The 25,404-nt window shown below is 44.4% G+C and carries 25 protein-coding genes and 1 riboswitch; of the genes, 16 read left to right on the forward strand and 9 right to left on the reverse strand.

What is annotated here, in order from left to right; genetic code table 11:
• Positions 1-60: 60 nt before the first annotated feature.
• The 13 genes from GN277_RS02960 to GN277_RS03020 are packed head-to-tail and all read left to right on the forward strand — an operon-like array spanning position 61 to position 12,619.
• Positions 61-1,125: a P-loop NTPase family protein gene (locus tag GN277_RS02960; RefSeq protein ID WP_159749703.1), complete on the forward strand. Its 1,065-nt coding sequence runs from the start codon at positions 61-63 to the stop codon at positions 1,123-1,125.
• Between the two features lie 12 nt (positions 1,126-1,137).
• Complete coding sequence (locus GN277_RS02965) at positions 1,138-2,391, forward strand: CpaF family protein (protein ID WP_159749704.1); 1,254 nt, start codon at positions 1,138-1,140, stop codon at positions 2,389-2,391.
• 2 nt (positions 2,392-2,393) lie between these two features.
• Positions 2,394-3,191 carry a type II secretion system F family protein gene (locus tag GN277_RS02970; RefSeq protein WP_159749706.1) on the forward strand — a complete coding sequence of 266 codons (798 nt, stop codon included), beginning with the start codon at positions 2,394-2,396 and terminating at the stop codon, positions 3,189-3,191.
• A gap of 12 nt (positions 3,192-3,203) precedes the next feature.
• Positions 3,204-4,073 carry a type II secretion system F family protein gene (locus tag GN277_RS02975; protein WP_159749708.1) on the forward strand — a complete coding sequence of 290 codons (870 nt, stop codon included), beginning with the start codon at positions 3,204-3,206 and terminating at the stop codon, positions 4,071-4,073.
• Positions 4,074-4,119: 46 nt separating this feature from the next.
• Positions 4,120-4,377 (forward strand): Flp1 family type IVb pilin, encoded by a 258-nt coding sequence (locus GN277_RS02980; protein ID WP_159749710.1) that lies wholly within the window; start codon positions 4,120-4,122, stop codon positions 4,375-4,377.
• A gap of 9 nt (positions 4,378-4,386) precedes the next feature.
• Complete coding sequence (locus tag GN277_RS02985; RefSeq protein WP_159749712.1) at positions 4,387-5,082, forward strand: hypothetical protein; 696 nt, start codon at positions 4,387-4,389, stop codon at positions 5,080-5,082.
• A 14-nt stretch (positions 5,083-5,096) separates the two neighbouring features.
• Positions 5,097-7,238 carry a hypothetical protein gene (locus tag GN277_RS02990; RefSeq protein WP_159749714.1) on the forward strand — a complete coding sequence of 714 codons (2,142 nt, stop codon included), beginning with the start codon at positions 5,097-5,099 and terminating at the stop codon, positions 7,236-7,238.
• On the forward strand, positions 7,217-7,756 hold the full coding sequence (locus tag GN277_RS02995; protein WP_159749716.1) for a DUF5702 domain-containing protein: 540 nt from the start codon (positions 7,217-7,219) through the stop codon (positions 7,754-7,756). The genes GN277_RS02990 and GN277_RS02995 overlap by 22 nt, the downstream gene beginning before the upstream one ends.
• A gap of 48 nt (positions 7,757-7,804) precedes the next feature.
• A complete protein-coding gene (locus GN277_RS03000; RefSeq protein WP_159749718.1) occupies positions 7,805-8,440 on the forward strand; it encodes a hypothetical protein in 636 nt (211 codons plus the stop codon).
• A gap of 13 nt (positions 8,441-8,453) precedes the next feature.
• Positions 8,454-9,032, forward strand: coding sequence for a prepilin peptidase (locus GN277_RS03005; protein ID WP_159749720.1), 579 nt, complete (start codon positions 8,454-8,456; stop codon positions 9,030-9,032).
• Between the two features lie 7 nt (positions 9,033-9,039).
• On the forward strand, positions 9,040-10,347 hold the full coding sequence (locus GN277_RS03010) for a WG repeat-containing protein (RefSeq protein WP_159749722.1): 1,308 nt from the start codon (positions 9,040-9,042) through the stop codon (positions 10,345-10,347).
• Positions 10,314-11,747 (forward strand): DUF6382 domain-containing protein, encoded by a 1,434-nt coding sequence (locus GN277_RS03015; protein WP_204162693.1) that lies wholly within the window; start codon positions 10,314-10,316, stop codon positions 11,745-11,747. The genes GN277_RS03010 and GN277_RS03015 overlap by 34 nt, the downstream gene beginning before the upstream one ends.
• A gap of 14 nt (positions 11,748-11,761) precedes the next feature.
• Positions 11,762-12,619, forward strand: coding sequence for a PP2C family protein-serine/threonine phosphatase (locus tag GN277_RS03020; RefSeq protein WP_159749726.1), 858 nt, complete (start codon positions 11,762-11,764; stop codon positions 12,617-12,619).
• 46 nt (positions 12,620-12,665) lie between these two features.
• On the opposite strand, the gene GN277_RS03025 is transcribed toward GN277_RS03020, so the two are convergent.
• Positions 12,666-13,016: a PD-(D/E)XK nuclease domain-containing protein gene (locus tag GN277_RS03025; protein ID WP_159756315.1), complete on the reverse strand. Its 351-nt coding sequence runs from the start codon at positions 13,014-13,016 to the stop codon at positions 12,666-12,668.
• Positions 13,017-13,155: 139 nt separating this feature from the next.
• A riboswitch (SAM riboswitch) is annotated at positions 13,156-13,254 on the forward strand.
• A 137-nt stretch (positions 13,255-13,391) separates the two neighbouring features.
• On the opposite strand from GN277_RS03025, the gene metK reads away from it, so the two are divergent.
• The 3 genes from metK to GN277_RS03040 all read left to right on the forward strand — a co-directional run bounded on the left by metK (position 13,392) and on the right by GN277_RS03040 (position 16,890).
• Positions 13,392-14,579: a methionine adenosyltransferase gene (gene metK / locus GN277_RS03030; protein ID WP_159749728.1), complete on the forward strand. Its 1,188-nt coding sequence runs from the start codon at positions 13,392-13,394 to the stop codon at positions 14,577-14,579.
• Positions 14,580-14,711: 132 nt separating this feature from the next.
• Positions 14,712-16,208 carry a sensor histidine kinase gene (locus GN277_RS03035; RefSeq protein ID WP_159749730.1) on the forward strand — a complete coding sequence of 499 codons (1,497 nt, stop codon included), beginning with the start codon at positions 14,712-14,714 and terminating at the stop codon, positions 16,206-16,208.
• Positions 16,201-16,890, forward strand: a complete 690-nt coding sequence (locus GN277_RS03040; protein ID WP_159749732.1) for a response regulator transcription factor — start codon at positions 16,201-16,203, stop codon at positions 16,888-16,890. The genes GN277_RS03035 and GN277_RS03040 overlap by 8 nt, the downstream gene beginning before the upstream one ends.
• Before the next feature lie 55 nt (positions 16,891-16,945).
• Here the strand turns inward: GN277_RS03040 and GN277_RS03045 are convergent, their stop codons facing one another.
• The 8 genes from GN277_RS03045 to GN277_RS03080 form a co-directional block, all read right to left on the reverse strand.
• Entirely contained in the window at positions 16,946-17,467 is a 522-nt protein-coding gene (locus GN277_RS03045) for a nuclear transport factor 2 family protein (protein WP_159749734.1), read from the reverse strand.
• 27 nt (positions 17,468-17,494) lie between these two features.
• Positions 17,495-18,853 (reverse strand): CaiB/BaiF CoA transferase family protein, encoded by a 1,359-nt coding sequence (locus tag GN277_RS03050; protein ID WP_159749736.1) that lies wholly within the window; start codon positions 18,851-18,853, stop codon positions 17,495-17,497.
• Between the two features lie 26 nt (positions 18,854-18,879).
• Positions 18,880-20,160 (reverse strand): MFS transporter, encoded by a 1,281-nt coding sequence (locus GN277_RS03055; protein ID WP_159749738.1) that lies wholly within the window; start codon positions 20,158-20,160, stop codon positions 18,880-18,882.
• On the reverse strand, positions 20,150-21,715 hold the full coding sequence (gene baiB / locus GN277_RS03060) for a bile acid--CoA ligase BaiB (protein WP_159749740.1): 1,566 nt from the start codon (positions 21,713-21,715) through the stop codon (positions 20,150-20,152). The genes GN277_RS03055 and baiB overlap by 11 nt, the downstream gene beginning before the upstream one ends.
• Positions 21,716-21,758: 43 nt before the next feature.
• Positions 21,759-22,526: an SDR family NAD(P)-dependent oxidoreductase gene (locus tag GN277_RS03065; RefSeq protein ID WP_159749742.1), complete on the reverse strand. Its 768-nt coding sequence runs from the start codon at positions 22,524-22,526 to the stop codon at positions 21,759-21,761.
• Positions 22,527-22,745: 219 nt separating this feature from the next.
• The gene (locus GN277_RS03070; protein ID WP_159749744.1) at positions 22,746-23,354 is read right to left on the reverse strand and encodes a hypothetical protein; all 609 of its coding nucleotides are present in this window, start codon (positions 23,352-23,354) and stop codon (positions 22,746-22,748) included.
• Positions 23,355-23,380: 26 nt separating this feature from the next.
• The gene (locus GN277_RS03075) at positions 23,381-24,637 is read right to left on the reverse strand and encodes an AraC family transcriptional regulator (protein WP_159749746.1); all 1,257 of its coding nucleotides are present in this window, start codon (positions 24,635-24,637) and stop codon (positions 23,381-23,383) included.
• 203 nt (positions 24,638-24,840) lie between these two features.
• Positions 24,841-25,392, reverse strand: coding sequence for a nuclear transport factor 2 family protein (locus tag GN277_RS03080; protein ID WP_159749748.1), 552 nt, complete (start codon positions 25,390-25,392; stop codon positions 24,841-24,843).
• Between the last annotated feature and the right edge of the window lie 12 nt (positions 25,393-25,404).

Raw genomic sequence — 25,404 nt, forward strand, 5'->3', positions numbered from 1 at the left:
GCAACTTACTACGATAAAGCGTATAATAATAACGATGATAACTGAGAGAGGGGAAATCTAATGAGAATCAAAGCAGCAATTTTAGCTTCTAATATAGAGTTTATGAGCCGTCTCTCCAAAATATTCCAACAAAAATATCCGGAAAAGATTGAGTTGGCAATGTTTACAAATGAAGATACCCTGTATCAGAATTTGAAAACGGCGCATATGGATGTGATTTTATTTGACCAAAGTATAAAAATTAAGAAGGAGATGATACCTGACAAAGTGATTGCCGGATATCTAAGCGACATATCGGATGTGGAAGAAATCGAAGGATTGCCGGCTGTTTGTAAGTACCAGAGAGTTGAAGCAATCTATAAGAGGATTGCCGGATTATATGCAGAGGGAACGTCGGACGTAAAACTGAAAAAGAGCGAGGGAGACATTAAGACTGTATTGTTTACATCTGTACAGGGAGGCAGCGGAACCTCCACGGTAGCGGCGGCATATGCGTTAAGGAGGGCGGAGGAAAAAAATAGGGTTTTCTATCTGAACCTTGAGAAATTCGGGGACTGTGGACTTTATTTCAGCGGAGAAGGGAAATTGAGTTTTTCGGACATAATCTTTGCATTGAAAAGCAGAAAAGGCAATCTTTTGATGAAAATAGAGAGTGTGGCAGAATGTGACCCGTCGGGAGTGGAGTTTTTCCATTCATGCAGAAATGCATATGATATGTTTGAATTAACAGACGAGGAGATAAGGCTTCTGATACAGGGAATTTCACAGACTGGCAAATATGAAGAATTAGTGATTGACATTTCCGGCGAGTTGACAGAGCGGATGGTTATGCTGATGAAGGATTATGCGCAGAAGATTATCTATGTGGCGGACGGAGGCGATACAGCTGCCGGAAACGGAAAATTTGAACGCTTCTGCGAAGCTGCCCGTGTGTTAGAGCAGAGACAGGGAGGGGATATTCTTGGTAAAACCCGCCTTCTTTATAATCGATACAGTGCAAAGCTTAGCGAGCCGATTAAGACATCCGCCGTCTTGGTTCTGGGCGGGATAAATCGGTTTCAGGGAGTAGACGGGAAAGGGGTGGTCAGGGAAGTTGCAGGAACGGAGCTTCTAGGGGCAATCTGATGTTTAAGCGAAATGTCAGGAGAAGGAAATGACAGAGGAGAAAAATTACAAGTCATAAAAAAAATAAAAAAGGACATTTTTGAGAAATATAATCTGAATACCATGGATGACGATGGGCTGGATGAATTAATTGTCCGTCTGACGATGGAGGCGATTCATGACGAATACATGACCATTGCAGAACGGGCAGATATCAGAAAGAGTGTTTTCAATTCGATCCGCGGGTTGGGGCCGCTGGATTCCATTATAGAAGATGAGAAGATTACAGAGATTATGATTAACGGGCCAAAGAATATATTTGTGGAAAAAGCAGGAGAACTGTCAAAGATTGAGCAGACCTTCGAGGATGAGGAACAGTTGGAAAATATTATCCAGAAAATAGTCGGTCAGGCGGGACGGGAAGTGAACCAGGCGAATCCGATTGTGGATACAAGGCTGCCGAACGGTTCCCGTGTCAATGTGGTTCTTCCGCCGATTGCTCTTAATGGCGCTACGGTCACCATCCGTAAATTTTCAAAAGATCCGATGACCATTGAACAGTTATTAAAATATGGCTCTATAACAAAGGAGGTCGCCCATGTGCTGGGACTGCTCGTGAAGGCAAAGTATAATATCTTCATTTCCGGCGGTACAGGTTCCGGAAAGACCACGTTTTTGAATGCGGTTTCTCATTTTATCCCCCGCGACGAACGTGTGATTACCATCGAAGACTCTGCGGAACTTCAGATAGAGGGGATTGATAACCTGGTCAGAATGGAAACGAGAAACGCCAACACATCAGGAAGCGGCGCGGTTACCATCCGCGAACTTATCAAATCCTCTCTTAGAATGAGGCCGGAGAGGATTATCGTAGGCGAGGTGCGGGGCGGCGAGGCGTTGGACATGCTTCAGGCTATGAATACAGGACATGACGGCTCCCTAAGTACCGGCCATGCCAACAGTACAAAGGATATGTTAAGCCGTCTGGAAACCATGGTACTGCAAGGCGCCGAAGGGCTTCCGTTAGAAGCCATCCGTCAGCAGATTGCCTCCGCAGTGGATATTATCATCCATCTGTCGCGTCTTCGGGATAAGACCAGGAAGACCATGGAGATTAGTGAGATTACAGGATATAAGGAGGGGAAGATTCAGGTGAATTCCATTTACCGGTTTGTGGAAGATGAACATTCTACTCTGGAAAAAGTGTCCGGCAGGCTGGTGCGGACAGAGAATCCTTTTAAAAATGATAACAAATTGAGATTAGCAGGTATAAATGAGGTTATATAGTTATGGGGCGGAAGAAAAAACAGGCGGAAGAATATGTAGAACTGCGCGGTTTAATGGGAAACGGGAAAGATTACCATGTCTATCATATGACAAAGACGGATGTTCTGATTGCATGGGCGCTTGGATTTGCCGTGGGATTTGTTGTGCTGTTTGCTTTTTTTAACAGTACGATTGTGGCGTTTGCCGGAGGAATGATAGGCGCGAGACTAATGCCAAAGCATTATTGCGAGTATAAGAAAAAGAAGCAGCTTGGTGAACTGCGTTCACAGTTTAGGGATTTACTTGAATCGCTGACGTCTGCATATTCCGCGGGAAAGAACACAGTAGGAGCATTTGAGGAGTCGGTAAATGATATGGTTTCTATCTATGGGGAGGATGCGGATATTGTCCATGAGGTAGAGATAATATGTACCGGTTTAAAGAACAACATTACGATAGAAAAACTTCTTCTGGATTTTGCAGATCGGAGTATGTTGGAGGATGTTATGAGTTTTGCAAATGTGTTCGAGAGCTGCAGCCGAGGTGGAAGTGATATGAAACAGATTGTGTCAGATACCAGAGAGATTATCAATGACAAGATTGAGGTGGAGATGGAGATTGAGACAATGATATCTGGTTCTAAGAACGAGTTGAATATTATGATGGTGATGCCGGTAATCGTGGTGTTGATGCTTAGAGGAATGGGGAGTGGAATGGCGGGTGCTAATACGGTTTCAGCGGTTATGGTCAAGATTGTCTGTATAGGGATATTTGGTCTGGCATATGCAATGGGAAGAAAGATTATGGATATTAAGATATAAGGCAGGTGGGATATGGAGATAGGCAGAATAGTAATATTGGTTCTTGCAACGGTTTTGGTCTTTGTATGGATGGTTCTGGCAGTAAAATATGAGAGCGTGTTTCAGCCCCTGGTACAGACCATTGATAAAAATCAGTATAAATATCCGGAATTGTTCTGTATTGGACTGGCGTTGATGAAGATTTTGAAGATTGACAGTAAAAGTAAGAAGGCGAGGAAACGAATTAAGGAAATTGCACAGGTTCAGGGAAAGATGTATGCGGAGTATTATTTCTACGTAATGAATGGCGCGAAGTGGACGTACGGTTTTACGGTATTGGTATTCCTGGTATTAATCGGCGCATTGGGGAATTCTCCTATGGCGGCGTTTCTAGGGGTAGTTCTTGCGGGCCTGGTAATGTGGTATGTGGAAGAACTGCTGAATGACAAGCTTAATGCACGTCGGGATGAATTATTGGCGGATCTGCCCCAGATGCTTTCTAAGCTGACGCTGCTCGTCAATGCCGGAATGACTACACTCAATGCATGGAAGAAGGTAGCGGAAACAAGCGAACGGGTACTTTACAGGGAGATGAGGGAGGTGGTAGCAGAGACGCAGAATGGGAAAGATGAGCTTGAAGCGTATATGAATTTTGCCGACAGGTGTTCAATTAAGGAAGTCCGGAGATTTACTTCTACAATCATTCAGAACAAACTGAGAGGAAATCGGGAGGAGGCATATTTTTTGAAAGAGCTGTCGGATGAGATGTGGGAAGAAAAGAAGCACCTGGTAAGACGAAAGGGCGAGGCTGCAAAATCAAAGCTTTTGATTCCTACGACCATGATTTTTATCGGGATTCTGATTATGGTTATGGTGCCTGCATTTATGGGAATGAATCTGTAAGCAAATGGGAGATCAGTTGACTTTAAAGAAAAAAGGAGAAGATACGATGAGAGAAAAATTAGAGGATGCATATTTGGCATGGGAAATGAATGTAGCAGACAGGATGGGAAGCGCATACTGTACATGGAAGAACCGGTTTATAGAGAAGTTTGTGGAGGACGAAGAAGGGGACTCCAATATGGTGGCTGTGGTTGTGTTGATTGTGATTGTAATCATAATAGGTGGAGTATTTCAGGAGCAGTTACGAACAGCGGTCGAATCGGTGTTTGCAAAACTGACCAATTTTATTAATACAGCGCCTTAAATTAAAAAAATGAAAAAAATAAAAAATGAAAACGGCGCCATCATGGTTGAAGCGTCCATCTACATGCCGCTTGTACTCTGTACCGTGATGGCTTTATTATATCTTGCATTATTCAATATGCAGGAATATTTGTTAATGTATGAGGCTCAGAGAGCAGCGGCAGTCGTCTCCCGCGAAGAAGCATATCTGGGATATGAAAAATTCGGTATGGGCAGCGATAATGAGATTGATTTTTCTTGGGGAGAAGATAACATTCCGTCTTCAGATACGGTTAATTCCTATTATGAAGCCTATCACAGTAATTTGAGAAGTTTATACAGAGGGATTGGCAGGCTTTTTTCAGACGGCCCAAGATTAGATTATGAGTCTCGGTTCTCGGATGGGGTGAGGGAATCAACGCTTATTGTGCTTGGAAATATCAGCAATCCCCAGATACAGGTGGACAGAGGCTTTCTTGGAACAGATGTAGAGGTAACGATTACACATTCCCTTCCGGTGCCAGGGGTTTTAAAGTATCTGGGCTATCATCAGGGAATGACCCTGCGTGTTGCCGCTTATAATTATTCGGTAAATCCAAGTGAATTTGTCAGGAGCGTAGACCTGGCGGCTGACTTTGTCTCCTATATTATGAAGAAATTTGGACTTGCAGACAATTATGATAAATTTTGGGAAAAAACAAATAAAGTTCTTGATCTGATACTTTAGCGGGAGGAAGTGCATTGAAGTTTTTTTATAAGAGCAGAGGGACAATATCTGTATTTTTAACAATTATACTTGTTCCCGTGCTGATATTCGGGGGAATGACCACAGACGCGGCGCGTATCAGCATGTCGAAGGTGGTAATCTCCGATGCCGGAGAGATGGCGATGAATGCAGGTCTGGCACAGTATAATGAGGAACTGCATGACGAATATGGATTGTTGGTAATGAAGCAATCGCCGGAAAGTATGAAGGATGAGCTTAAAAAGTATTTTGACGGATCGCTCAACGGCACAGGACTTGACGGAACGGACGGCTATAAGAAGATTCTGGATTTATTAACAGAAAATTTTAAAACCATTAATGTCCAAGGCTCTGAAATCTATCAGACGGAAGTAGAGAAGCAGCAGATTCTTGAGTACATGAAGTACAGAGCGCCTGTATGTCTGACGGAATTGGTGGTAGATAAATTAAAAGAACTAAAAAATACGAAAAAAATGGCGGAAGCTATGAAAAAGCAGATGGAATTCGGAAAAGCCATGGAGGACTGCCAGGATAAGTTTCAAAAAGCAAAAGAAGCGTTAGATACGTTAGATGGGGTAATCAATAGTCTTGAATCCCAGAAAATAGAAAAAGAATTGGCACAGACAGAGGAGGACTATAAGTATGTTGCCGCGCTGGCGTTACTGTTGAGGGAAGGAGCGCTTAAATATGATGAGAGGCTTTCGCAGTTGGAGACAGGCGATATGAAAGCTTCGACAGAGGTGTTCCTTTTGAATGTAAAGTATGTAGATTTGGCGAATCCTCTGGATGAAGGGACTTATAACGCCTATCTTACCTGTATGAAGTACAAGAATACGATTGATGATATGGGTGGAATCGGGAAATTGCTGGAAAGCAATAATCAGGCAGACCAAGGGGAAGATACGGATAACACAGGAACAGATTCGGGAAGCCTTGAGAAATTAAAAACCGATTATGAGAGGGAACTGAAAAGAATCAAAGATTATCCGAGCTTACTGCTTACTCATGCCAATGCTTGTATAGACTCGCATTATCAGGCGTTGAATGTATATTGGAACAGCGCGAAGGGCGCCGAACAAGCGGCAAAGACAGCATACGACAGATTAAAGGATGTAAAGAAGGAATTAGAAAAAGCGAAAACGAAATTTGCAGAATGGGATAGGGCAAACCGTGAATTAAAAAATGCCGGAAGTAATACAGAGAGTATGGACGCAGAGGTAGAGAAATACAGGAAATTTTTTGACGATGGAAATGGGGCAGCCGATTCTAGCCAGTTAGAGAGCCTGATGGAAGATGTGCGGACAAATCAGGAGTATTTTAAGAAATTAAAGGGCGTGCTTGAAGAAGAAAAATTCTGTGACAAATCTATCGCCACAACATCTGCCCCAGAGCAAAGCGAATGTTATAAGAGGGCTGCAGGCACATGTCTTTCGGGAATGAAAACAAGCGGTTATGAAACGTTTTATGCGATAAAAAAGATATGGTCAGAGAAGTATATTGTAAAATACGAGCATGCAGATATAAACAGCGCGGGGAGTTCCAAATCAATCAGCGAGCATCCTTTTTACAAAAGGCTTCAGGAATACTGCAAAGAATCGAATTCCGGAGACTCAAAGGAAAAGCAGGAGGCAAACAGCCGTTTAGAGCAAAGTAAGACGGCCGGCGAAGATGCGAAAAAGGCGGACGAATATCCGGATTTTAGCTGGAGTACCGTAAACGTGCGGCCCTCCTCCCAGGTGGAAAATGCAGCTTCCCAGGCCAATGACAAAGCGGCGGATTTAGACGCGGCAGGAGACGTAGGTAATTCTTCAGCCAGACGTAATTCAATAGATAAATTCGGAGAATCTATTGATGCCGCCACATCTTTTCTGGATAAAGTAGATGAAATTGTGACAAAAGGCTTAGAGAATCTATATATTGCCGAATATGCCATGCAGATGTTCTCTTATTATACGGTAAATAAGGAGGACGGACAAGAAAGGGCACAGGAAGACATTATCGGAATCAGCGGCTATAAGCTGTCCAATCATGCCGCCTATCAGGCGGAGGGCGAGTATATTCTGTGGGGGAAGGATACGTCTAAGGAAAACATAAAAAATACAGTTATGATGATTTTTTGGAATCCGGCTGCTTTTTAATTCTTTTTTTCGCTTTTACAGATACGACGATTGGAAATATAGCGGGCAGCGCAGCGAGTATTATTACCAGTGCGGCTCCCTATCTGGAGCCGATTGTGAAGGTTGTGATTTTACTTGGTTTTGCAGGGGTAGAGACCGCGGACGATATCAACAAGATAAAGCAAGGATATGGCGTTGCCGTTGTGAAAAATAAAAATACGTGGGCTACCCTTCCCCATGGAGGCAGCAGTACGGATAAAGGGCTAACGTTAGATTATTCTGAGTATTTGAGAGTTTTCCTCAATATATCCATACTTACAGGGAATAAAGCCGGTATCCTTGGAAGAATTGCAGATTGTATCCAGGCCAATCAGCCTGATGCTAATTTGCTGGAAGGGTATACCATGATTGCGGTGCAGGCGAAGGTCAGCTCCAGGACAACGTTCATGCGCAAGATATCAGATTGGGGAGAGAACAGTACATGGGGATTTCCAGACGATACCTATACGATTTCTTATCAGAGTATACTGGGCTATTGACCTGCATATCTGCTTGCGAAACATATAAAATATGAGGTATATAGAAAAATGACAGAAGATGGCTACAAAGATAAAGGCTCCTTAACTGTAGAAGCGCTGCTGTTTCTGATTCCGTTTCTCATGGCATTCTGCACGTTGATTAATGCGGCAAGGTTCGTACAGGCAGAAATGTTAATCCACCACGCAGTAACTCAGACTGCCAAACAGATATCCACATACAGTTACGTGCTGACAAAAGCAGAGATTAGCGACAGAATCCAGGAAACCAACAGGAAAAGTGAGGAGCTTAAGGTAACGGTAGAGAAGGCGACAAGCTCGGTAGATGGTTTTGTAAATGAGGTCAGCAATATCAATATGGACGGGCTTGTGGACAGTGTGTTCAGCCTGGTGAAGAATAAAGGCCAGCAGATGGCAATAACAACAGGCGTCGGTATGCTGACGAGGAATAATATTAAGAATGAGCTTTCCCTTATGACGGATAATCCGGACGAATTTCTAAAAAATATTGGTATTATAGACGGATTGTCCGGACTAAAGTTCTCTCATACAAAGTGTCTTGATCATACGGAGGGAAAAGGAACAGTTAAGATTGTGGTTAATTATACTATGAAAAACATCCTTTTTCCGGAGTTTGATTTTGGACAACATGAATTCTGCCAGTGTGCTTATACGCTGATATGGTAAGGGGATGTGAGATATGGAGAAGGGAAAGGCATGGTTTATCGAGCAATGGGAAAATAAGCGGTTTAAGGTAGGTACGCTCTTTATTCTGGCGGCAGGCGTTGGTCTAACGGTAGAATGGTTTGCCTTTTCCTATAGCGTCTGGAAGATATTGCGTTATCTAATCCTGTTTGCCGCGCTGTTTCTCATTGCATGGATTGACCATGACAGTAAGCGCATCCCAAACAAGATATTGAAGGCGCTGATGGTAATAAGAGGAATCCTGTTTATTCCGGAATGGCTGACGTATCCGGGGCTTGGGACTGCCATGCTGCTTTCCATCGGAATGGGGGCGCTGCTTGGCGGAGGCATGTTTCTGCTGGCTCATTTTATTTCCAAAGGCGGCGTAGGGATGGGAGATGTAAAGCTTTTTGCGGTAATCGGGTGCTATGTGGGAAGCGGCAGTATCATGTCAGTCGCTTTTCTGTCAGCGTTGTCCGGCGCGGTCTACAGTATTTCGATGCTGCTGCTCAAGAAAATAAAACTGAAGGAGGAGATACCGTTTGCCCCGTTTATATTTGTCGGAACAATGCTGACAATGGTGCTCGGTATGTAGCGTACAGATGAAGAAATATATCATACTTATGTTTGCGGTTTTATTGGGGCTGTCATGGTATACGGCGATTTCAGATATGGTGAACCGCCCTAAAAATGCGAAAGCACATATTCAAAAGGCTGCCGAGCTGGAAGAAAAGGAAATCTATGTTGACGCAGTAACAGAGTATGAGCAGGCATTGGAATATGATCCTGATAATATAGATACCCGTATAAAGCTGGCAAAGGCATATCTAAACAGCGGAAACAGTAACAAGTTTACCTCCATCTGTGAAAAGACTGCAGAAGCTTATCCGGAGTATGCAGAGGCGTTGAATATTCTGATAGAGTATTATCTGGAAAATGGTTATGAAGAACAGGCGGTAAAATATCTGGAAGCGTTTGTGAAGAATCATCCAGAGCATAAAAAAGCGAAGGAATGGTTTGCAAACTTAAAAGGAAGCTATACAGAATTATATTGCCATTATGAAGAAATGGGAGATATTGTCAATGGTTCCATGGTGGTTATGAAGGACGGACTCTACGGGCTTGCGGATGCCAGGGGACAGGAAATGATTGCATGCGAGTATAAGGAAATATATCCATTCTCGGAGGATGGCTTTGCCTTGGCAAGAAAAGAAGATGGCGCCTATATTTATATAGACAAGGCTGGACAGACGCGAAAGGCGCCGGATGGAGCCTTTCGTGAGCTTGGAATGATTAGTTCTGACCGTGCTGTGGCATGTAAAGAGGGAAAATATGGTTACCTTGACGAGAATATGGAGCCGACGGGTAAATTTTCATGGGACGCGCTGACCGGAATGGAGGGAAGCACAGGTTTTGGAAAGAAGGATGAAAAATGGATTCTGGTAAATCAGGATGGAAAAGCTAAGGGTGAGAAAAAATACAATGATATAATTGTAGATGAAAACGGATTTTGTGCAAGCCAGAAGTGTATCTTTGTAAAGGAAAAGAAGGAATACTATCTGATGAATCCCAAGGAGAAAAAGATAGGCAGGCAGACGTTTGACGATGCAAAAGCATTTACCGAGAATGGGTATGCGGCCGTCTGCCGTGACGGAAAATGGGGATTTGTAGATACGGAAGGGAAACTGGTCATTGATTGCGCCTACGAGGACGCCGAATCGTTTTGTAATGGTTTTGCGGCGGTATATATAGACGGAAAGTGGGGATATATTGACACAGAAGGGAATGTGATTATAACGCCGCGGTTTGAAACAGCAACGCATTTTACAAAAGAGGGAACAGCGGCAGTAAAGATTGACGAGGGCGGAAATGAAGTGTGGAAGCTGATTCAGCTGGATTTGAAAAGGTAGGGAGGAATCGGAGGAAGATGTGTTCATTTACATATGAAGAACAGGGGAATAAGAGATACCTGGTATATGAAAAGAAGCCTGATGACAGTATGGACATTTTGACATTGGAAATGATGTCCAATAACAGAATAGACGGGCTTGTTCCCGTAAGCCATACGCAGATTGACGACTGTTTTTATATGAAGTATGATATTACAGGGCTTCAAAGTCTTCGGGAATACTTTCAGATACCGGTAAACCGAAAGAAATTTTTTTCTATTCTGGAATCAATCCTTAGTGCGGTTATGATGGCAGAGGAGTATATGCTGACGTTGACGTCTTATGTATTGAATCTTGACTATATGTACGTGGATTCGGCTGCATTTAAGGTCTTTATGGTGGTACTGCCGATTGTGCGAAGTGAACTTTCTCTTGAAATGTTTTTGAAGCAGCTTCTGATTGATGTGAAGTACGACCAGACAGAGGATTGCAGTTACGTTGCAATGTTTTCTAATTTGTTGGGTAATCTAAAGCCATTTTCGGCAAGCGCGTTGAAAGAGCAGATTACCAGGCAGTCATTTTCGGCGAAATCTGGGCAGAAGCCAGTTTTGGAATCACAGCGGCGTGAGAAAAACATTTTGCCTAAAGTGCAGGTTCAAGAAAAGCCTAAGACGGATATCAAGGAACGGGGCAGCTCATTAGACGCGGATAAGCAGCGTTGTTTTGATATTCTGTTTTCAAATGAGGAAACTCCGAAGAAGGAGAAAAAAGGATTGTTTTTTAAAAAGGACAAATCTGATAAAAGCGGTAAGACGGAAAAAAAGAGCTTTTGGAAAAAAAGGAAAGAAGATGCAGGAAAAATACCAGAGATGGAGGCAATATTGGGCGGGTTTCAGATACCTGGGAGGAATCAGCCGGTTTGCGGGCAGGATGAAATTTACTCAGAAGGCGGTGGAGCCAATCATAAGGCAGACAAGTTTCCAAAGCAAGATGTGTCAATTCCGGTTCAGAAGGTTGGGATGAATCGAGTTCCGGTAGAGATGCAATACGTGGAAGAAGCAACATATTTTGAAGCCGAAGATGAGGAAGCAACGGTTTTGATGGAAGACTATTCTATGCCGGAATTAATCTTGATTCGCAGGAGTACGAACGAGAGTTTTAGGATTGAGGGAACGGTGGTAAGAGTCGGAAGAAGCCATACTGCCACGGAAATACTAATCGAAGGAAATAAACGTGTAGGGAGAGTTCACGCTATCTTGCATGTGCAGGACGGGGAAGTCTATATTGAGGATAATCATTCTAAAAACTGTACTTTCGTGAACGGAGTTCAGATTATGCCACAGGACCGTCCCTGTCGGCTGGAGCCAGGTTCTAAGATTCGGCTGGGAGATGAAGAACTGGAGTTTCAGATACGGGAATAATGGAAGGAACTAGGATGAGATATTTATCAGCTTATTATACGGATAAAGGAAAAAGAAAAGGCGTCAATCAGGATTCTCTGCTGGTCAGCAAGGCGAAGAAGCGGGGGCGGGAGGTTGTTCTTGCGGTAATCTGTGATGGAATGGGAGGCTTGGAAAGGGGCGAAGCGGCAAGTTTTGAGGTGGTTTGCTCATTTGCCGCATGGCTTCGGGAAAGTTTTTCGGCATTGGCAGAGGAGGAAGAATTTGAAGATGAGTTGTATGATTCCTGGGAAATGCTTTTTCAGAGTGTACACCAGAAAATAAAAAAGTATGGAAAAGATCATGGGATACGAATTGGTACTACGGCAACGGTAATGCTTTTATGGCAGGAACGTCTTTATATCGCGCATGTAGGAGATTGCCGTATTTATGAGATAGAAAAGCAGATTAGGCAGTTGACGAAAGATCAAGTTAAAGGCTCTCTGGGGAGAGATGAAGATACTGCTTCGCATATTTTAATGCAGGGGGTAGGGGCGTCAAAGACAGTCAGACCGGTTTATCACAGCAAAGATGTGAAAGAAAATGCAGTTTATCTGCTGTGTACGGACGGATTTAGGCATAAAATCAGTATACAGGAATTGGAGAAGGAGTTTGCGCCGAAAGAATTAGCAGATGAAAAGGCTATGGTGAGACAGGGGGAAAAGATTGCGAAAGAGGTGATTAAGAGGGGGGAGAGGGATAATATATCTGTGATTCTCTTGCGTACGATTCCGGCGCCGGCAGATTGTTTGGCTGTGGAGGATAGCTGTGAGGGAGAATATTCCATAGATAAAGAGGCGATTGTGTCGGACATGGCGTCGATTGCCCTGCATCAAAATGCCCAAAAACCGTAAAGGCGTGTTGCAGCCTTCATTGGTTTTGGGCATTTTAGCAGGATAATTAAGCAGTTTCTCCACTCTTAACGACACAGCTTTTTCGATAAAACGCCATCCCAAATCGGACAATACTACGATATCCAGCCCTTTCCACCCTGCGTGCATACTGCCGCTTCTCAATCTGCTTTAATGCCTCGTCACATTCCGCCTCAAGCCGGTCCTCACATCTGGCAATCTTGGCCTCAATAACCGCAGCCCGTCGGTTGCTGCGGTCCTTAATTAAAAGATCCGCCCTGCCAAGCCCGTTTTCATAATTAGATTCTACCACATATTCCGTTCCTGAAAACAATCCAGTCAGAAATGCATGATAAAAGCTTTCCGAATAGTCATGATAGCTGATTGTATCGAACAGCAGATCGGATAACTGCTGGCTTAAATCCGCATATTACTGAATGAAGCCGGCCTAAAATAAAATTTTCACCTCCATATTGACAATCATCCCCAAATAGGTTATAGTCATATATGTAAACACATAATTTAATCATGAAGACTTTCTCTTATTCAGAGCAGTGGAGATACAAAGGATCTGTGAAGCTGCGGCAACCCCCTAGATGGGAAGGTGCCAACCTGAGCGAGCAATCGAACAATAAGAGGATTGGTTTATGAGATATAAAACAGTCCGCTTAATGCGGGCTGTTTTTTATATACCATACAGGCAGTAAGAATATCTTATGGGTCCGGTCGAAGAGAAAGTACGCCATCATGAAGGAAAGAAAAGGAGTGGAACATAATGGAAAGACATTTATTCACATCAGAATCAGTAACAGAGGGACATCCGGATAAGATGTGCGACGCAATCTCAGACGCAATCTTAGACGCATTGATGGAGCAGGATCCCATGAGCCGTGTAGCCTGTGAGACGAGCACCACCACAGGAATTGTCCTTGTCATGGGAGAGATTACAACGAAGGCATACGTAGACATTCAGAAGATTGTAAGGGATACCATCAAGGAGATTGGCTATGTGCGCGGTAAGTATGGATTTGACGCAGAGACCTGCGGCGTTCTCACAGCCATTGACGAGCAGTCAGGCGATATCGCAATGGGCGTTGATAAGGCTTTGGAGGCGAAGAACAACCAGATGTCAGAGGAAGAGATTGCGGCCATCGGCGCTGGCGACCAGGGTATGATGTTTGGTTATGCTTCTGATGAGACGCCTGAGCTTATGCCTTATCCGATTGCATTAGCCCATAAGCTGTCCAGGAAGCTTGCTGAGGTGAGAAAAGACGGCACGCTTACATATTTAAGACCAGACGGAAAGTCTCAGGTAACCGTTGAGTATAGCGAGGAGGGAATTCCGGTACGTCTGGATGCAGTAGTATTATCTACACAGCATGATCCAGATGTTACACAGGAGCAGATTCATCAGGATATTAAGAAATATGTCTTTGACGCAGTCATTCCGGCAGATATGGTAGATGATGAGACGAAGTTCTTCATCAATCCTACCGGACGCTTCGTTATCGGCGGACCTCACGGAGACAGCGGGCTTACGGGACGTAAGATTATCGTAGACACCTACGGAGGAATGGCGCGTCACGGCGGCGGTGCATTTTCTGGAAAGGACTGCACCAAGGTAGACCGTTCGGCAGCGTATGCGGCCCGTTATGTTGCCAAGAATATTGTGGCAGCAGGTCTTGCGAAGAAGTGTGAGATTCAGTTGTCCTATGCAATCGGCGTTGCTCACCCGACTTCAATTATGGTAGATACCTTCGGAACCGGTAAGCTCAGTAACGAGAAGCTGGTTGACTTGATTCGTGAGAACTTCGACCTTCGGCCGGCAGGGATTATAAAGATGCTTGACCTGAGAAGACCGATTTACAAGCAGACAGCGGCATATGGACACTTTGGACGTACAGACTTAGATTTGCCCTGGGAGAAGACAGATAAGGTTGATATTTTGAAGAAATATCTGTAAAGGCGTCTGCATTGTGGCAGGACTTTACCTTAATGTTGTCAGATTATTTATAAAAATTTTATAAAAATTTATGGACGCTTTGCTGTGAAGCGTCCTTTTTCATGCTATACTTTATATCACGGAGGCATGAAGATGAAGTTAAAGACGAGGTTGATTATAGCTTTTTTGACGGTTATTTTAATTCCGATTCTATTGACGGCTACAATGGCCTGTCTGTTTGGAAAATACCAGATGAGCGCCATAGAGAAGACATACGAGATTACTGGAATGACCACGGAGAATCTGTCGAATTCCGTTACGGTGCTGTCAAGGCTTACAGAGAAGTTTTATCATGAGCTTAGCCAGATGGTGGAGGATAATCCGGCGAAGATGGAGGACGCCACGTTTCTGGAGGGATTTAACCAGAAGCTTACCAAGAAGAAGGCATATCTGTTGGTCCGCAAGGGAAGTATGCTAATCTATGTGGGTACAGACATGGAGGAGGCAGAGTCGGTTATTGCCGGACTTCCGGGGTACGGGGATTCAGAGATGGAGCCTGAGAATGGTCTGTATCTTGGCGGTGATGCCCAGGCGCTTGTTAAGCAGGTGGATTTCCTATATCCGGATGAGAAAAAGGGCAGCGCGTTTGTTGTCATGAATGTACGGGGCGTGATTCCGGAGGTAGAGCGATTATATATGGAAATGTTAATTGGAATCATAGTTGTGCTGATTCTGACGGCGGCTGTATTAATTCTCTGGATTTATCGGGGGGTGATGGGGCCCCTTGGTAAGATGCAGATTGCGGCCCAGAAGATTAAGGAGGGCAATCTGGATTTTGAACTTCAGGCCGAGGCGGAGGATGAGCTGGGAGAGCTTTGTCACAGTCTTGAGGATATGCGGCAGCGGCTCCAGGATAATGCGGAGGAGAAGATAAGATTTGACAAGGAGAATAAAGAGCTAATCAGTAACATTTCCCATGACCTTAAGACCCCTGTTACGGCAATCAAAGGCTATGCAGAAGGAATTATGGACGGAGTAGCAGACACGCCGGAGAAGATGGAGCGTTATATCCGGACGATTTATAACAAGGCCAGTGAGATGGATACGCTGATAAATGAGCTGACGCTGTATACCAAGATTGACACCAACCGGATTCCATATAACTTTAATACGCTGTCTGTGGATGCGTATTTTGCAGACTGTGCAGAGGATTTGTCGCTGGAATTGGAGTCCAGAGGCGTGGAGTTTGGCTATTTTAATTATGTGGATGCGGACGTGAAGATTATTGCGGATGCAGAGCAGGTTAAGCGTGTGGTTCATAATATTGTAAATAATTCTATGAAATATATGGATAAGCCTAAGGGAAAGATTAACCTGAGGGTGAAGGATGTGGGAGATTTTGTGCAGATTGAACTGGAGGATAACGGCAGAGGAATTGCGGCGAAGGATCTGCCAAATATATTTGACCGTTTTTACCGCACAGACGCTTCCAGGAATTCCTCTAAAGGGGGGAGCGGTATTGGGCTTTCCATAGTGAAGAAGATTATAGAAGAACATGGCGGTAAGATTTGGGCCACAAGCAGAGAAGAAACAGGAACAACGATGTATTTTGTTCTTAGAAAATATCAGGAGGTACCGATGTATGAGTAAGATATTGATTGTGGAAGATGAAGAAGCCATTGCGGATTTGGAGAAGGATTATCTGGAATTAAGCGGTTTCCAGGTAGAGGTTGCCAATGATGGGGAGAGCGGGCTTCAAAAGGCTTTAAAAGAGGATTATGACATGTTCATTCTGGATTTAATGCTGCCAGGCGTTGACGGGTTTGACATCTGCCGTCAGGTCAGGGATGTGAAGAATACGCCAATCATCATGGTTTCGGCAAAGAAGGACGACATAGATAAGATTCGGGGGCTTGGTCTGGGAGCCGATGATTATATGACGAAGCCCTTCAGCCCCAGCGAGCTGGTGGCAAGGGTGAAGGCGCATTTGGCGAGATATGACCGCCTGACCGGAAGCGCTGTGGAGGCCAATAAGGTCATTGAGATTCGGGGGCTTAAGATTGATACCACGGCGAGACGTGTGTGGATTAACGGGGAGGAGAAGACGTTTACCACGAAGGAATTCGACCTTCTGACCTTTCTTGCAAGCCATCCCAACCATGTGTATACGAAGGAGGAGCTGTTCCGTGAGATATGGGATATGGAGTCCATAGGGGATATTGCGACTGTGACGGTGCATATTAAGAAGATACGCGAGAAGGTAGAGCTGGATACCTCCAATCCTCAATATATTGAGACGATATGGGGGGTTGGATACAGGTTTAAGGTGTAATTAAATAAAGCGGTGTAGAACAGCTTAGCCATTCTACACCGCTTTTTAATTGAAATTATTCGATTTCGCTAAACATTATGTAGGAAGGGTCATTCTCTTTCAACTTACCGCGGCCATTGTTGTAGTCGTCTGTATAAGAAGGATTATTAAGAATGAATGAGTTGTCGCCTGCTACGATACGCTTAACAATTACCCATTTGCCATCCCGCTTCTCCCATTTGTCGATGTCGCGGCAGCGGGCCTCTACGGTGAAGGTCGGTTTCTTTGCTTTGTTGCGGTATTTGCAGGCTGCATACATATACGTCTCACTGACAGCTTTTGTACCATCCTCATTAAGCTTTATCAAGATGTTGGTCATCATGTGATGGGTAGAAAGCATCTGTTTTGTATGCATCTTCAGCATCATATCAATGAAGCCTCTGCCAGTTCCCTTGTAGGTGGGGCCATAGTCCACTTCAGAATCTTCAGCGAATATAGTATATCCCAGTTCAAAATCTATCCTGTCCAACGCGCGACAGTAGGTATATATTTGATCTCGAATTTTATCCTTCTCAACTAAAATTTCCAAGTCGGTCATATTTTACACCTTCTCAATTCTACAATACTATTTCTTGGGTGTATACTCCAGACCAAGACGTTTTGCCTGTCTCTCTGGATCCCAGAAGAAGCCCCACTCAACAAACAGTTTTCTCTTTGCTGTTTCAGCAGGAGTCCATGTAGCAAGCTCTTTGTTCTTGTAAAGCTTATCGATTTCTTCATCGGTATAACCGAAACTCTGAAGTACTTCGCGGTTATGCTCACCGAAGCAAGGAGCAGAAGCTACGATCTGGGACGGATTCTTCTTGAAGATGTTGGTTACGCCAATACCCTTCATCTTACCGAAGCACTGATCCTCCCACTCAACCAGGTTCTCACGAGCCTCGTACTGTGGATCCTTCTCAATATCAGCAGGACCATAAGCTCTCTGGCAAGGAACACCGGCTTTGCCGAAGATTTCCTCAAGCTCGTCACAGGTATGAGAAGCGCAGAACTCTTCACACAGCTTCTCTGCTTTTTGTCCGCGTGGGTCGAAGAGCGGGAAGCCTGTACAATCCTTCGGGATGTCTGGATCTACGCCTGGCTTGCCCATGCCGATAACCGGGAAACCACGGGTAACAGGTCCCTGACCTGTAATAGCAACGAACATAGAACCGCCGTCCTTGGTGTCGTAGAATGAGAAGCAGGCAGCCTGGTCGCTCTTGTTGCCTGTACGATACGGAACTGGCTCGCCCTGTTTTGGATAGCCATTGTTGAACCACTTAGCCGGATAGTTGTCAAGCAGCCGGAACATGGTGTCATACTGTGCAACATCACAGGAATCGCCTTCGCCGGTACGCAGAGCGTGAATATAACCGGACAGGGCAACCATACAAGTATTGTATGCTGTTATAAAGTCTGACAGGTATGGATTAACCTTCAGCGGGCTGGAGGTAGGCTTCTCGCCGTTCAGATACATATATCCGCCCATTGCCTGTCCAGAAACATCGTAGGATGGTTTATCCTTGGAAGGACCAAACTGACCGTAACCAGATACGTGTACAATCATAAGGGCTTTATTGCGCTCCCAGCATGACTCGTCTGTGATGCCGCGCTTCTTGTAGGAGCCAGGCTTTCCGGCCTCAATCCAGATATCTGCCCACTCGATACACTTATAGAAAATCTTCTTTCCCGCAGGTTTTGCAGTATTAATCGTAATGGAATACTCATTACGATGATTCTGTGACCATGAGAGAGTACCGCGGGTCTGGCAGGCAATCGTAGGAGCCTCTGCCTGAAGCACCTTTGCGCCCATCTCAGCCATAAGGCAGCCAGCGAACGGTCCGGCAATGTTGGTGCCTGTGATGAATACTTTTACGCCCTGAAGAACGCCAAATTCTGGATATTCATCAAATTTCTGAGTTAATTTGTTGTTAATTTCTTTCATGTTAGATTTCCTTTCTTTATATTATTTTAATTGTCACCTTCTGGATACTTAGACTGAAGCTTCTCGCCGCCGCTGATCGCACCGGATACAGCAAGGAAAAGAAGTACAGCTATAACCATATAGAAAATCCATGTAACGCCGTAACCTGCGATTCCCTGAATAATCGAGGTCAGTACAGAACCGAACGCTGCGCCAATCAGGAAGAAGAGGTTTGCAAAAGCGTAAATTCCTGCATAATCTTTTGTACCGAATACCTTGGACATCAATACTGCCGGAAGAACCTTTGGAAGGAACATAGCAATGGCAAAGAAGATTGAATATCCGAATACAAGCATGGTAGTACCGGTTACAGAGTAAGCATAAAGGCTTGCCAGTCCAACAATAACCAATACAGCCGCTCCAAGAACCGTCTTGCGGATGCCCATCTTATCCATTAAAGCGCCGCCGCCCACCATACCTACGATGGAGACAACAGAATAAACGGAAAGTACAGTTCCCTGAAGTTTTCCGCCATCCTTTGCGATGGAGGTAACAAAGTTCGGAACGTGTGTGGTAACACCTGCAGAGAGAATTCCGATACAGATAACAACGCCAAGTACGCAGAACCATGCGCTGGACTTGGTAGCGACCTTCTTGGATACGCCAACCCATGCGTTAGACTGAGCCTGCTTGTCTGTAGCAGAAGCATCTTTATTGCCGGTACGGTATGGCTCTGTACCATATTCTGCCGGTGAACGCTTCACCAGGAAGAGTGAGGTAATTACCATAACTACGCCTACAGCGCCGGCAGAGAATAACATTGCTGTTTTCCAGCCGGTAGGACCGGAAGATATAAAACCGGAAATAATCGGCGACCAAACAGCGCCGCCAAGTCCGCCGCCTGCATAGGCGATTGACATCATGGTTGCACGCTTGTCCTCAAACCATGCGGTAACAAGCATAGAAATCGGAAGCTGTGTAAGACCAGCCAGGAATACATTTGCGACACCGAATATCAGGTAGAACTGCCAGATTGCAGTACAGAATGTGGCAACTACCCAACACAGGCATGTTCCGATGCTCATAATCAGCATCATCATTTTCATATTTTTTTTCTGGTATAATCCTGCAATTACCATGGCGCCGATTGCGCTGGCAAAGGATGCAATAAGGTTTACCAGTGACCAGCTTGTAACGCTGAATCCCAGGTTTTCACAGACTGGAGCCATGTACAGTGAAAAACAGTTGCCCATGATTCCGGTCGGTATAAATGACAGGATGAAAGCTGCAGCAAGAACCCCCCAGCCTTTGAACTTTTTACTCTCCATTTTTTTCTCCTTTCAGATATGAACTGTTATTTAAATGTTGCTCTACGAGTTTACTGCGGACAATCTTACCGTTTTCGTTGCGCGGAATTTCATCCACGAATTCAAAAGATTTCGGTATTTTGTAAGGCGGCAGATAATTAAGCGCATATTTTATCAACGTTTTTTCCTGGATGGGCTCGCTTGCTTCAATAAAAGCATGAATGCGGTGTCCCCATTCCGGATCGGGAAGCCCGACCACGACCGCCTCAACAACCTTCTTTGATTTTTTTAAGACAGTTTCAATCTCTGCGGCAAATACGTTCTCGCCGCCGGTAACAATCATACCGCTGCGTCTGTCTGTAAAGTACAGATAGCCGTCCTCGTCTACATATCCGATATCGCCCACGCTTTTGAAGCCATTCTCATCGCTTTCGAGAGGGGGGACATTGATGTATTTTATCCTGGGGGCATCGCCGTTCCAGGACATATAGATATTGCCAATTTCTCCGATTGGAAGCTCGTGGCCTTCCTCGTCACGGATTGAGATACTGCCGCAGGGCATTCTGCCGATACTGCCCTCATGGGTAAGCCACTCGTCACCGCGAATATAGGTAATTCCTACGCATTCCGTCATGGAGTAGATTTCGTAAACTTTTTCCGGCGAAATAATTTCAAACCATTCTCGTTTAAGGTCTGCGGAACAAACTCCGCCGGTATGACAGAGAACCTCAAGGCTGCCTAAATCCTCTGGATGGAAGTTTGGCAGTTTCACAATGCGCTGCATCAGTGTTGGAACTAACTGCACATATTCAATCTGATATCTCTTTATTAATGCAACAATTGATTTTGCGTCAAGGCAAGAAGGCATATAAAGAGTATTACCGCAGTAAAGTCCGTTAAAGGCAACTGAATGAGGCGCGCCGTGAAAAAGTGGTCCTGCCAGTAATTGCCGCATTTCAAAACGCATTCCGGAAAGAGTGAACCATGTCTGAAGCCCTTCATCGCTTTCACCTGCAGGCATATCCTGCTGAACGACTTTTGTTTTCCCTGTCGTGCCGCCGGTGCAGTTCGCAAGATTAGGAACAGCAAGAACGTCAGGAGGCATACCTTCCGAATAATTTTTACATAGCTCTTTTAGCTCATTAGAACTTAGAGCAAAATAATTAGTAGGCTTCCAGCGGTTCGTAATCACAAGAGAAGGAGAAACACACTCACATATCTCAAGGAGGTTGCGCCGTGGAACTCTGTCTGATATGGGAACATAACATGCACCCGTTTTCCAGATGCCAAAAGCAAGAGCAATATGAGTGGGAATGTTGGGAAGAGCGACAATAACACTCTTCCCAGCCCCGATTCCCTGCTCCAGAAGATACCACGCAATACGATTGGAAAGAGTCTCAAGAGTCCGCCAGGTCATGACAGATTCTATATTTTTTGGTGAGACGTATACGATTGCGGGAGCATCCGGTTTGACTCTTGCAATATTAGCCAACTGTGCTCCGGGAGTAAAAAAACTGTTCTCACTATGATTGAAAATGTTAAAGTGTGACGTACACACGGCGTTTAGCCCTCTCATTTCTCTCCCGTTTTTTGGAGCAATTTTCTATTTATGTATATAATTAGCCTGCAACGTTAGCTGGTCTGTATCCGCCATCTACCGGCAGCGTAACACCTGTGATATAGGAAGCTGCACTGGAAGAAAGGAAAAGGATTGCATCAGCAATAACCTGCGGATCACCAATCTTGCGAAGCGGAATTCCTGCTGCAAGATTCTTCTTAGCAAACGGCGGAACAGTAGCAAGAAGCTGTGTATCAATAACTCCAGGTGCAACAGCATTAACGCGGATTCCAGCATATGCCTGCTCCCATGCCATAGACTGTGTGAAGGCAATAACGCCAGCCTTAGATACCGGATATGGGCATCCGCAGCCTGCTCCGTAGATACCTGCTACAGAAGCAGTATTTACGATACAGCCTTTGGTCTTCTTAAGCATCTTGATTGCATACTTGGTCATGTTAAATGTACCTTTGATATTGGTGTCCATTACGTAATCCCACTGGGACTGTTTCATTTTATGGATCGGAACGCTGCTGTCAACGCCTGCGTTGTTTACAAGAACGTCAAGCTGTCCCCACATCTCCTCGATCTCAGCATAAAGCTCCTGAGCTGCCTTGTAATCGGTAAGAGTGATTGCTTTGTGCTTGAATTCATAGTCAGGATTAATGGACTTTAACTCCTCAAGCTGTTTGGAAACATCCTCGCCCTCTTTTCCTAAGAAGTAAACCTTTGCGCCTGCTGCAAGAAATGACTTTACTGTAGCATATCCGATCCCTGTAGTTCCTCCGGTAACTAATACCACTTTTCCTTTAAATTCGTTTTCAAACATTTTTAAATCTCCTTTCTTTTTTGGGTTTCCGAAGCATTCCCGTTACTTCGGAAATGACATCACCGATACGTCAACTCAATGAATGGTAATATTTTAACATTTTTTTAAGAGGTTCAGTAAATGGATAACTGTTTTTTTATACAATACAGATGGACAAAAAGTAAAAATATATAGTCAAAATGACGGACAAATAAAATTATGATAAAAAAATGACTTCTGTTAATAATAATTTTTTAACAGAAGCCATGATTTATTTAGACTTTTTTCTACTGGAGAAAAAAAATCCTTTTCCATATGGTCGGTGATAATTCCTAAAAAGTTCATCATATAGCAGAAGCAAAGTTGGATACCGTCGCTTGTGTCGCTTTTTGCTTCGCTTAAAAGTCCGTTCATCGAGTCATTGGCAATCTGCGCCGACAGACCTCTGAGATAGACGACCGGAGGTTGTGACGGGACAGAAAAATGCTCATATTTTAAGTATGGATTCGCAACCATATACATATAGGTGCCGCTGTTCATACGTGCCTCTGCAACCTCAAGTTCTTCACGTCTGGAGGGCAGCAGGCGGTAACGGTGAAACGGACCCAGATTAATCAGGGTATTTGGTCTTAGCTTGTATTCCAGTCCATTTACATCTATGGTTCCCGTACCAGACCGAACCAGAAAAAAAGTCTGGTCCCGATTATTGGTATAGGACATGGGGGTTCTGATACGGCGAAGATGTGCGGATACGTTCTCTGGCAGGACATTATTGGCAAAATAATCGTGGGCGCCGGAGAAAACGGTGCGGTTTGCGGCGTCTGTTTTTGCAAGAGAATTTTTTGGCATAGTCATCACCTGCTTTCTTGTAAATTCTAACGGTTTTTTGATTTTTTTTGAGTCGCTTTTATGCTTCGCTGCTTTCTGAACTCTCCAGGGGAAAGTCCGTTGATACCGAAAAATACCCGCGCCATAGTACGGTCTGAACCAAATCCGGATTCGATGGCAATGTCCATAATCGGAAGATTCGTTGTAGTCAAAAGGGATTCGGCATAGCGTACCCGAAACAACGACAGAATCTCCTTGTAGCTGGAATTCAGTCTGGATTTGAACTGAATCCTCAGAATGTTTTTCGAGGTGTAGAGATCCCGTGTTACGCTTTTCGAGTCGATTGGCTCGGTCATATTCTCATACAGGTAGCTGATGGCTGCAATCAGCGTCTCGCTCATAATGGTTCCACGATAAATCCGCCCGTCTTTTCCGTCGCTTAGCATCTGGTTTAGATAGGTCTGAGGCGTCATGCCCGTCATAGTTTTGAAACGGCGGAAGAAAGTAATTTCTTCATTAAAGCCGGATATGGACGATATATAGTCAAACGAAAGGCTGTCATACAAAAAGTACGTCATGGCATGAGCCAGGCGCAGCCGATTAAGGTATTGGTTAAAATTCAGCCCTGTTGCTACAAGAAGCGCGTGGTTAAGCGAAGCTTCGGTCGTGGTTGGACATACAGCCTTCACAACATCTGAAATGGTCAGGGGCGCGGTACTGTGGGCAGCAATATAAAGACTTGTCTTGCGGCTCAAAGGAAACGAGTCGAATTTGTACGTTGCCTTCTTGCCTTTGGCAAATCTATTATAAAGCAGTTCAATCTGCCGCAGAAAGGAGCTGCGGATTACGGTCGAACCGTAGGTATTCTTCTTACTCAGCTTATGGAATTGTTCAAACAGGTGTAAGATCTTTTCCACTTCTGCGCCGTCGGGGCCGATAACGGGAAGGTTATTGACAACCTCAAGCTCAGTAGTGGGGGAAATCCTGTTAAATGCATAATAATTTAAAAGCTGATAATCATAAGAACAGACCCATAGGTGAAGCTGACTGCCGAAATCTGGACAGATTGTAATCACCTGTGAGCACTGAATCCATGATACACAACCGGGTTGAACCGAAAATTCTTCTCCATTTATAGTAAAATTACCATATCCTTTTTTGACGAGTATAAAATAACTGTCGAATTCCATGACCGGAAACATCTCGCTGCTGATTACATGCTTCTGCAGCTTAAGATACTTGTCAGGGCCACAGAAAATCCCGTCTCTTGGTAACTCACATAAAGGACGGATCTTATTTTTCAAAACGATGGTACTCCTTTATTTCTTGATTTTAAAGTCGAAATATGTCACTTCATTGATATAGTAAAAGATTATCACATAAAAGTGGGGAAATCAATGAAATGTAAGAAAGTTTTCACAAATTTCATAACTCTTAGAAGTACAGTCAGACCGAAAAAGACCGCAGACATCGGGAATATCTGCGGTCTTTTTATCTGGCTGGATATTTATGGTAAAGGCTCCCATTCCTCTGGCTCCCACCCTTTTGGCGGAAGCGGATTGCGGTAATCCCCATCTGACTGGTACTGATACATGCGCATGGTCGCAATACGCCAAAAACCTTCTGAATCTTTTACAAAATCATCACAATAGATTACCCGTGTTTCAACTGTGTAACCGTCCTCTGTGTATACGTGATGATCCTCGTACTGAAATACTCCGCGCGCATGCTGGCTGTCTTTAATCCATACAAGAGGCTGGTGCCCCATATGAGACGTTACCATAGGAAGATTACTCCATTTGGCGTGCCTTGCCTGGGTCAAGGGGTCTTTTGCCGCTACCTGCCCGTTGTGAAAACAGCGGAAATCCTCTGTAAACAGCTCTAAAGCATACTCCTCCTTTTTCATATCCATCAGCCACCAGTAATAATACTTAGTCTCGATGATTTTCTGAAATTCACAGAGAAGTTCGGGTGTATACTGCTGCCTTCGGGCGTTTAAGACCACTTCCAAAATCCGGTCTCTCTCCTTCTTCTTCAAATTCCGTACCTTGAATGCCATCTTGCCGTACCT

This window comes from Sporofaciens musculi (assembly GCF_009830285.1).
Taxonomy (GTDB): Bacteria; Bacillota; Clostridia; order Lachnospirales; family Lachnospiraceae; genus Sporofaciens; species Sporofaciens musculi.